The 8,832-nt window shown below is 60.4% G+C and carries 6 protein-coding genes and 2 pseudogenes; all 8 read right to left on the bottom strand.

All coding sequences use genetic code 11. The annotated features are described in order from the left end of the window. Positions 1-750 precede the first annotated feature (750 nt). The gene (locus C8N35_RS22225; protein WP_107991939.1) at positions 751-1,971 is read right to left on the bottom strand and encodes a glycerophosphodiester phosphodiesterase family protein; all 1,221 of its coding nucleotides are present in this window, start codon (positions 1,969-1,971) and stop codon (positions 751-753) included. A gap of 210 nt (positions 1,972-2,181) precedes the next feature. Further along, positions 2,182-3,684 carry a nucleotidyltransferase family protein gene (locus tag C8N35_RS22220; RefSeq protein ID WP_107991938.1) on the bottom strand — a complete coding sequence of 501 codons (1,503 nt, stop codon included), beginning with the start codon at positions 3,682-3,684 and terminating at the stop codon, positions 2,182-2,184. 2 nt (positions 3,685-3,686) lie between these two features. Continuing rightward, positions 3,687-4,385, bottom strand: coding sequence for a glycosyltransferase family 2 protein (locus C8N35_RS22215; RefSeq protein WP_245926938.1), 699 nt, complete (start codon positions 4,383-4,385; stop codon positions 3,687-3,689). Next, positions 4,348-5,097, bottom strand: coding sequence for a glycosyltransferase family 2 protein (locus tag C8N35_RS22210; RefSeq protein ID WP_107991936.1), 750 nt, complete (start codon positions 5,095-5,097; stop codon positions 4,348-4,350). The genes C8N35_RS22215 and C8N35_RS22210 overlap by 38 nt, the downstream gene beginning before the upstream one ends. A 14-nt stretch (positions 5,098-5,111) precedes the next feature. Next, positions 5,112-5,873 (bottom strand): phosphoenolpyruvate carboxykinase (ATP), encoded by a 762-nt coding sequence (locus tag C8N35_RS22205; RefSeq protein ID WP_146177461.1) that lies wholly within the window; start codon positions 5,871-5,873, stop codon positions 5,112-5,114. 308 nt (positions 5,874-6,181) lie between these two features. After that, on the bottom strand, positions 6,182-6,598 hold the full coding sequence (locus tag C8N35_RS22200; protein WP_107991934.1) for a PqqD family protein: 417 nt from the start codon (positions 6,596-6,598) through the stop codon (positions 6,182-6,184). A 518-nt stretch (positions 6,599-7,116) separates the two neighbouring features. Further along, positions 7,117-7,506 (bottom strand): annotated as a pseudogene (locus tag C8N35_RS24560) (response regulator); the annotation flags it as partial. Positions 7,507-7,656: 150 nt separating this feature from the next. Further along, positions 7,657-8,262 (bottom strand): annotated as a pseudogene (locus C8N35_RS24555) (sensor histidine kinase); the annotation flags it as partial. Positions 8,263-8,832: the final 570 nt, after the last annotated feature.

The raw sequence follows: 8,832 nt of genomic DNA, 5'->3' as shown, positions 1-8,832 counted from the left end.
CGCGCCCACAGCGCGATGGTGCGCGCGCTCGCAGGCGCCAGGAACGCCGCATCCCCCTCGTACGGCGTGTAGTTCTCCTGGATGAAGCCGCGTACGTCGATCCTCCCCCGCCACGCACCCGTGCTGAACCCCTCCCACGGATCAACCAGAAAATCGGAAGTTTTGATATAATCGTTCATTATACGGTCCTCATCTTTGGATATATAATATCCCCGTCCTGAGAGAGGCTGCTTCGGTAACGCCATCACAATTGTAACAGATATAATTGCGCTAAGCTTCTGCAATGCGACATGAACAACATAAATCCCGCTTCGGACGCCGGTGGCGTTGGCTCTCGATGTATTTCGAATATCTTGTTTGACTGTGTCGGTGAAATTGGCAATCTCTAGTTATTTTCGACGAAGTGCCGAGAACTGAATGACATCGGAAAAAGACTGTCGCTTGCAAAAGCGCTGAAACTGCGAGTCAGTCGATTGTATTTGGGAGTTGGAATAGATCTAAAGGCGTACGACTTTGGGTTAATTCCGTTAGGTCTTCTTTGAAGATTCGGGTATGGGTCCCGGCTAAGGTCTTGTCGATCCTGTCTCTGCCTTCGTCAAACTGATCTACTCTCATCGGGGGGACGCCTCTAGCTGACACTGGGCAGCCTGCGATACTCCCGGGATCCGGGTTCAATGGTCTCCGAAACGAAAAGGAGCGCCCGAATGGGGCGCTCCGATTGCAAGCCTGCAGGAGCCGCTTCGACGAAGCTCAGTCAAGCCCCATGCAGGACGCATAATAGCTGACGGTCGCCGGCCAATCCGAGAACAGCCCTACAATGCCGACGTCCCGGGCCAACGTATCCACCAGTTCATACATCTGGCCATCCGTGTGGATTATGTCGTTGGTCGAGCTGTAGTACCAGCCGCCGCCGCCCTTGGCCGCCAGCGGTCCGGAGCGCTCCAGAGACCAGGAGATAAGCTTCAGTCCTGCCTGCTTGGCGGCTTTCGCGTACTCGCTGGCGACGATGTGGCCATCCTCGGCGGTGACCAGCATGTTCATGGAAGGAGCAAGGTAGTTCACGCCCTGCGCCTTCAGTCCGGCGAAATCTTCCTTCCAGGTTTCCGCGTTCTGCTCGTCGAAGCCGTCGTGCCATTCGACCAGATAGACGGCATTCGCCCCGAATTCCGGTTCCGCCTTTATCCAGTAGAGAATGTCGGAGAGGTTGAACGACTGGGCAAAGACGTCCTGCGCGGGAATGCCAGCAGCCTTGTACTCGTCTATCAGCTTCTGCGCGTAATCTTCCTGGGTGAAGCCATCGAAGGGCATTTCGACGGATGGGGTCTTCAGCTCGGGCGTGAATTTCGCACCAAGGCTCTTGAAGAGTTTGATCGATTCCGCGTGGCTCATCAGCGTCGTGGGTTCGACCGCATAGAGGTCGGTCCGCCAGTGAGCGGTGGCGTCCATGTAGTCGCCGACGGATGTCGCCTTGCTGTTCTTGGCGTCCATCTTGGGGGTGAGCGACTTGAACTCGGCGAGGGTCAGCTCCGCGGTGCGACACTCGGCCTTGGCGGGCTCGTCCGAGGATGCAGGCGCAAAGGGAGTGATGCAGGTTTTCGCCAGCGGCGTGCTCAGAATGTTGGTGGTGGTGTGCAGGTCGTTCTGGGCGTGGCGGCAGACAAGTTCCTTGTCCTTGGTGAAGGTGACGTCGCATTCCAGAATGCCCGCGCCCTGACGTGCCGCCGCCACGTTGGCCTCGACGGTGTGCTCGGGAAACTGCATCTGGGCGCCGCGATGGCCGATGGAGAAGGCGGTACGGTGGACCGGTTTGCCGGCACAGGCGGCAAGCTTTTCCTTGAGCGGACCATCTTCCATACGGTCGATGAGATAGAGCGGCCGTACGCCGACTTCGATGACGTCGGTCATGTCGGCCAGGGCGCCAGAAGTAACAAGCGCGCAGGGCAGTGCCAGCGCGAAAGCGATGGTCTTCATTCAAAATCCCCCGATTGAATATCGTTTAGACGCGGTACCCCTATCCTGCTCAATTGACAGTTTGGTGATAGTCACGTGACGATTGAAATTTCAGGCGACAAAGAACACAAAGCCGTTGTGAATGACGTCCTCCGGCGATTGGCGCCCGAATGGTTCAGGCTTACGCAAGTGGCGAGGCAGGAGACGTTTCGACAGGTCTGTGCGAAGACGTCATTCGAGCGGCCATACCGCAACTCTGACCGGCACGGCGCCCTGCGCGCGTACAGTTTCAGGGGCCGCGCGCACGGGAATGGGGCCCGCGGGGTGTGACTCCACCCAGATATCCGTGGCGTCGACGCCTTCAGCGAGCGAGATCACAACCTCCGCGACAGCGCGGCCCTTGCCGAAAAGATCGCGGAACTTGAGCCGCTCGAGATGGCGTTCCGAGGTGTTGATTTCCACGTAGTACCGTCGCGCCACGCCTGCCTTGCCGAAATCCACCGTAAGCCGGAAGCGGGACTGGCCCGGGAGCAGGGGCAGGCGCTGACGCAGCGCGGGCGCGGAGGTCGCGAAGCCGGAGCCGCCGGCTTTTGCGCGGCGCATCTTGCGCGTCCGTTTGTGTAATCTGCCTGGCAGGGAATTGTTGATTGCGCGGGTGCGCCTGGCCTGACGTCGCTTCGAGATCCGACGCCCAAGACCGCTCAGGAGTGAGTGTTCATCGCGTGGATGGAACAGGAACAGGGCTTCAAAATAGGCGAGCGGATTGCTCGTGCGGGTTTCGTGCCGCAAGACGTCCGCCACGTCAACTGGCACACTGACGTCCAGCACCTGGCTCATGTATCCAAGCGCGAGGTACGCATGTGGCACCATGTGCATATCGCGCACAGTCTTGAGGAAGAGTGGCCAGTCGACCGAGTCCGCTCCGATCAGTCGGGCGCAGTCGGCTATCCAGTCGACGTGGTGTTGAGCGTCGACTGTCCCATGGGCCAGAGCGATCGTGAACAGATCGGTGGGACATGGCACATGGACCTGGGCGCCGAGAAAGGTGACCGGGCGAGCCCGCTGCCAGAGCGCGGCTTCCGTTGGATGGGTATGCGGCACGGTGCGATGTATGCGCGTGTGAACGTCGATGTCGCCATTCGGCTCCTTGACGAAATTGAGGCCGTGAAAGCGCGGGCCCAGCGCTTCCAGGTAGAGCCTCGATGCCACATGGTCCGGCCGCCAGCCAGTTGTTTCCAGCACCTCAAGCACCACCGGATAATCCTGCGGCGAGATGACCAGATCGATATCATGGGCGATACGCCCCTTGAGGCTGCGCATGTCGAGTGCCGAAAAGGCGGCCCCCTTGATGACCAGCATCTTCACGTCGGCGTTCGTCAGCGCTTGCAGTACCGGTTCTGCCGCTTTCAGCGAGACGCGCGACTTGCTCCACAGCATTCGAACGAGACCGTCGATACGGGCGCGCTCGGGAATGTCGAGCCGAGAAGCGGGAAAACGGTTTGCAGCGCGCACCAGGAGCCGGTGCTCGGCGAAGGTCGCATCGTTCAGATCGGCAAGCTGAAGCCATTGCTTGAGCGCATCTGCGGCGCGTGCCTCCTGCGGACAGGCCGCCGCGATGATGAGCAGTTCCCGGGTTCCGCGCGGCCAGGCCCAGGCCGGCGACGGAAACCAGTTTCGTGTGCGCAGGGCCTTGTGTGGCAAGGGCGTGGAGACCTCGGGGAGCGTTTCCGGCATGCTCAGTCCTGCCCCGCACGCTTGCGGAGGATCGCTTGGCGGGCTGCGTAAAGGTAGCCGCCATCTCGGTCGGCGTTATGCGTTGAACTCAGGCTGCCCGGCCGGATCCGCCGCAAGGCCAGTGTGTCTTCCAGCATGGTGAGCCTGTGTCCGCCCTCGCGCACCCGCGCCAGCCAGTCAACCATGTCGCCGCAGCCGCCGGGGGGATCGATGATCGGACCGATCGTGGTGAATGCCTCTCGACGGATCACCATCGTCGTACGAAGCCAGCCCGGCACAGACGTGTTCCGCTTGCTGGCATGTTGCCCGTCCGCTGGCCGGAACGGTTGGATATGGGCAAATACCCCGCAGAGAGAGGCTTCCTCGGCGAGGCGGGCAAGTTGCGCCTCCATCTTGTTGGGTAGCCAGAGATCGTCGGAATCGAGCGTCGCGAGCAACGGCGCGCGGGATACTGCAAACCCGGCTGTGGTTGCCGCACCGACGCCTCTGTTTTCCTGATGCAAGATGACGATGTCGTCGCCAATCCCGCGCACCACGTTCGCCGTTCCGTCGCTCGAACCGTCATCAACGACGATGATCTGTGCCGGTTGCACCGTCTGCGCCCGTATCGAGGCGATGGCATCCCCGATGAAGGCGGCGGCGTTAAATGCGGGAATGATTGCGCTATAGCTTTGCATCGTTCCAGCGCTCCAGTTCGGCAATGTGCGTGTCGGTCAGAAATCCCTTTGGCAGCGGGGCTGCTCCGATCTTGCGGCGACGGTTGCCGGCCCGCAGCATTGCCCGCGTCATCTCCCTGCGCGCCTCGGTCACGTTATCGGTCACGCTGCCATGATTGCGTCGGTAACAAACGCCGATATCGTTATCGAACGCATAAGCAATGGGGCGTTCGAACATGCGGATGAGGTATTCGGTATCTTCGGCCTGACGCAGGGATTCATCGAAGACGCCGGTCGAGCGAATGAGCGCTGCGCGATAGAGCCCAGCCCCAAGCTGGATGGGGCGTCCATCCAGAATACGACCCTCGGGAGACGGTGCCAGAGCCAGACTGTCCTCCACTTCGAAAAACCTGGTGGCACAGTAGATCATATCGAGTTCAGGCGTCCGTGCGAATTTCGTCAAGTCACGTTGGAAGCGCCCTTCCGGTGACAGGTCGTCCGCATCGAGAAAGGCAACGAAATCCGTATCCGGGGCCATGGCTTCAAGGCAGGCGTTGCGGGCGGATGAGATGCCGGCGTGCGGTCTTTCCTGCAACCGGATTTCCGCAGCCTTACCGGCTAGGCCGCGCACGATCTCTGCGGTTGCGTCGCTGGATCCATCGTCTGTCACGAGGATTTCGAGCGTGGCCGCATCGCGCTGCCGCAACAGGGATTTCAACGCCGAGGCGATGGTGTCTTGCGCGTTGTAGGCGGGCATCACGACAGACAGTTTCAAGGATGTCCCCTGCTCAAGAAAGTTCGGACGAACTGTGCGACCTCGTCCGGATCGGTGCCGAGCTGGACATGCCACGCCGGTATCCGTCTGCAAAATCTGGCCAGAAACTCAAGGTCCGCCCGCCATGTCCCGAAGAGTTGGGCGAAACTGCTGGGGGCAAGAGCCAGCATGGCTTCCTTGGATGAGGCGGGGCGAGTGGTCGTGCGTTGCGCATTGCCGACAAGCGGCAGCAGGATCGCAGTGCCTTCCAGCGCTTGAGCCGAGGCGGAGGGTGCGAGGGCGGCGAAATCGAACTCGAACTTGCCTTGCCAGTTCGGTCCCTGAAAAAGCGGCGACGAGGGGGTGAGTTTCAATCTCTCAAGACCCGCTGGGTCCTGTTTCATCAGCTTGACGATCGGGCGCGCGACGATGTTCTCGGGCGTGATCTCGGCAAGTATATAGTCGTCGCCGACACTTGTAAGACCATCGAGAATGCCGCAAAGCGTCGTGCCCGATTTCCCGGATCCGCCCGGCCCCGCGAGGAAGACACAACGGCCGTTGAGACCAAGCGTTCCGGCGTGCACAAGCGGCCGGCCGATACCATGCATCGCCCAATGAATGAACAGGCGGAGCGGGATGGAGGTTTCCCAGGGCGGCAGCGCGTCGGTGGTGGTCATCAGCTGGACGCCTTCGCCAGCTTGCGGGTCGTAGAACTGCCAGAGATCCCGGTCGGGATCGTGAACGCCAAGGAGGTTTTCGTTTTCCAACGCGTCGCGCACCGGACCTCCGCCGATCACGCTATCCGCCCAGACGCAGCGCGGCATGTCGGGTACGCGCGCCGCGTCCAATACCGTCAGTCTGATTGTCCGTTGAGGCGCAGCGGTCGGATCGCCTGGCAGATCCTTGAGAGCATAGACCCGGGCGCAAGCTTCGCTATAGGCGGGGTCTGCGAAACCAATGTCGAGATCGACACCGTGGAGTGGGAAACTCCGCCTTGTGAGGCGGGCATCAGGAAGTGAGCGGGCAAAGGTCAGCGCGTCTTTTGCGAAGGCAGCAAGATTCGCACGGCCAACCTGGCGGGCGGGCGTCAGGATGGGATAGCTTCCTTCTGCAGCGGCCAGCCGGCTGCTTCGTCGACATCATGGACCGGATCGGCACGGATGAGATCCGCGAGGTCGTCGAACACTTCAAACGTCGGCGCATTTTCGATTGTGCCGAGTGAGATACGGGCTTGGTCATCCAACTCGGAATTGCCCGGTTCGTCCGACGGCGCCATCAGCTTGTGATCCTGAAGACTTCCCAGTAACGGTTTTATCGTCTCTCCAAGGGCGGCTTCGATTGCCAATGGTGCAAACCCAGCCTCCAGAAGTTTCCAGATAGCGCTCGCACTGCGGTTGAGGCTGAAATAGCAGCCTGTCTCCAGATCGAGAATGACGAACTCTCCGTCAAATTCTTCGCAAACCACGTCGGGGCCGGCCAGAACGAACTTGGTGCTAGCTGTCATTGGAGACTTTTCATTGGGAAAATTGGCAGTCCGCCGAACTTATGCGTTTTTTTGGGGGCTGCGCAACACTTCGGTCCGTCACTGGGGCGGAAAAGTCGACAGGTCAACTCATCTTGATTTGCCGTCGAGTTGGCGGAGTTGAGCCGAAAGGCTCGTTTGCACCTTGCGGCTCTTCCACATATTGCGCGTTCTGAACAAGGCAAGGCGCCGATCGTGGCGCTCGCACGTGTTGATGGCGACGAGCCTGGTGAATTGAGAGCGCCGATTTAGCGAAAGGCCATATGCGCGCCGTCGGCAATGATCCGATCCATGCCGTGCTGCGCCTGTGAGACGGGCGTCTCGCAAAACCAGAGCATATTCTTGTTGATCGGATTGAAGCAATTTGATCAACAAGAATATGCTCAAGGTATTGATCTTGAGTGGTTTCTTGTCGCTCAGGCGGTTTTGCCTGAGCGGAAAGCGCTCTAGTAGTCAGCCGAAAGCGCTTCGACGTGCCCGGGCGTAGCGGCTTGGTCCGATCAACCCTGTTTCGGGCGCGCGCGAGATGCCATGTCATCGTGCGGGGAGGGCGCAAAACGTCGAATAAGCGTGGCTAGTCCGCTCAGCGTCATCGGCTTGGTTTTGACCTCGACCATACCGGCCTCCAGGCAGGCGGTCCGGTCGTCATCGGAGGCGTTGGCGGTCATGGCGACAATGGGGACCCTTGCGGCGTCGGGGCCAAGCCGTTTGATTGCGCGCGTGGCTGCTATTCCGTCCATCTCCGGCATCTGCACGTCCATCAGCACGAGATCGAAGGTGCCCGAGCGCATCTCGCTGAGTGCCTGAAGCCCGCTGGACGCGGTGCAAACCGCTTGTCCGAGACTGGAGAGGAACGCGTTGGCGATCTGCTGATTGATCGGATTGTCCTCCACCAGAAGGATGGAGAGTGCGGGGAGCGGCTCTGGGGGAATTTTGTTCGTACGCTCCACAGTTGACAACGCGTCTTGTGTGGCGGCGATGCGCACCGGAAATGCGAAGCTGAACACGCTGCCTCGATTGGGCGCGCTGTCAACCTCGATCGTTCCGCCAAGACTTTCCGCCAGTTGCTTGCAGATAGCGAGCCCAAGCCCGGTTCCGCCATAATGCCGGGCGATCGAAGCGTCGAGCTGATTGAACGGCGTGAAGAGCTGCGCCCGTGCGTTTTCGGCGATGCCTATTCCCGTATCCGAGACCGCTATCGTGAGCCAGCAGCCCCTTGCACGTACCTCCTGATGAACCTGAACGCAAACATCGCCGTTCGCGGTGAACTTGATGGCGTTACTCAAAAGGTTCAGCAGGACCTGTTCGACCCGCTTGGGGTCGCCGACATAGGTGGTCGAGGCTACGTCCATCAGATCAACACTCAACCGGTTATTGTGCTCGACGGCACGCCCCTGCATCAGGGCGACCGTGGCACCGACGACGTCGCTGATACGGAAGGGAACGGCTTCGGGAGGCGCGAGACCGTGTTCGAACTTGGCGAAATCGAGGACTTCGTTGAGCATTTCCAGAAGGAGTTGTCCCGAGCGCGCGATGGTGCGCACGTTGCTCAGTTCCTTTTCCGGCAGGCGGCTTTGCGACAGCAGTTCCGCCATCCCGAGGATGGCGTTGAGCGGCGTGCGGATTTCGTGGCCGATTGTGGCCATGAAGACCGACTTCGCGCGGTTGCCGGCTTCCGCTTGTTGATAGGCCTGGCTCATGTCCTGAGCTGCCTGGGATAGCTTCAGCCGCGTGCGATACACGAGCCGCATCTGGCGCATGAGATTGAGGATGAGAAGCGTTGTGCATATGCCGAGCGCGAGAATGAGACCGAAGGCATAGGTCTGGACGGTGAGAATGGCGGAGCGTGAGTCCGCGCGGCTCGTTGCGACGACAGCGTTCGTACGCACGAGCAGCGTGCTTGTGAGGTTTTCAAGCCGTTGCAGCTTGTCCGCGACACGTGACAGCGCGGGCAGGTCTAACATTCCCTGGGCGTTGATGGCGTTGAAAACCGGTTCGATTCCCGTGACGATGGCTGCTGCGGCAGCCATCAGTCCGCGGATCGGCGTTGTTTGCGTGAAGCGGCTGTTGAGATCCGCCTCCTGGAGGTGAACCATGCGGGAATAGAGGATGTCGTAGCGCAAAACGAGGTCTTCGGGGGTAGGGTCGGGAAGCAGCCGTGGATCGCCGGGAGCCTGTGCAGCGCGTGCGAAGGCCACGATATGCGCCAGTTCTCG

The organism is Breoghania corrubedonensis, from assembly GCF_003053845.1.
GTDB classification, from domain to species: Bacteria; Pseudomonadota; Alphaproteobacteria; order Rhizobiales; family Stappiaceae; genus Breoghania; species Breoghania corrubedonensis.
Note: the sequence above shows the minus strand (reverse complement) of the source record. Positions and strands in the feature narration are given on the sequence as shown.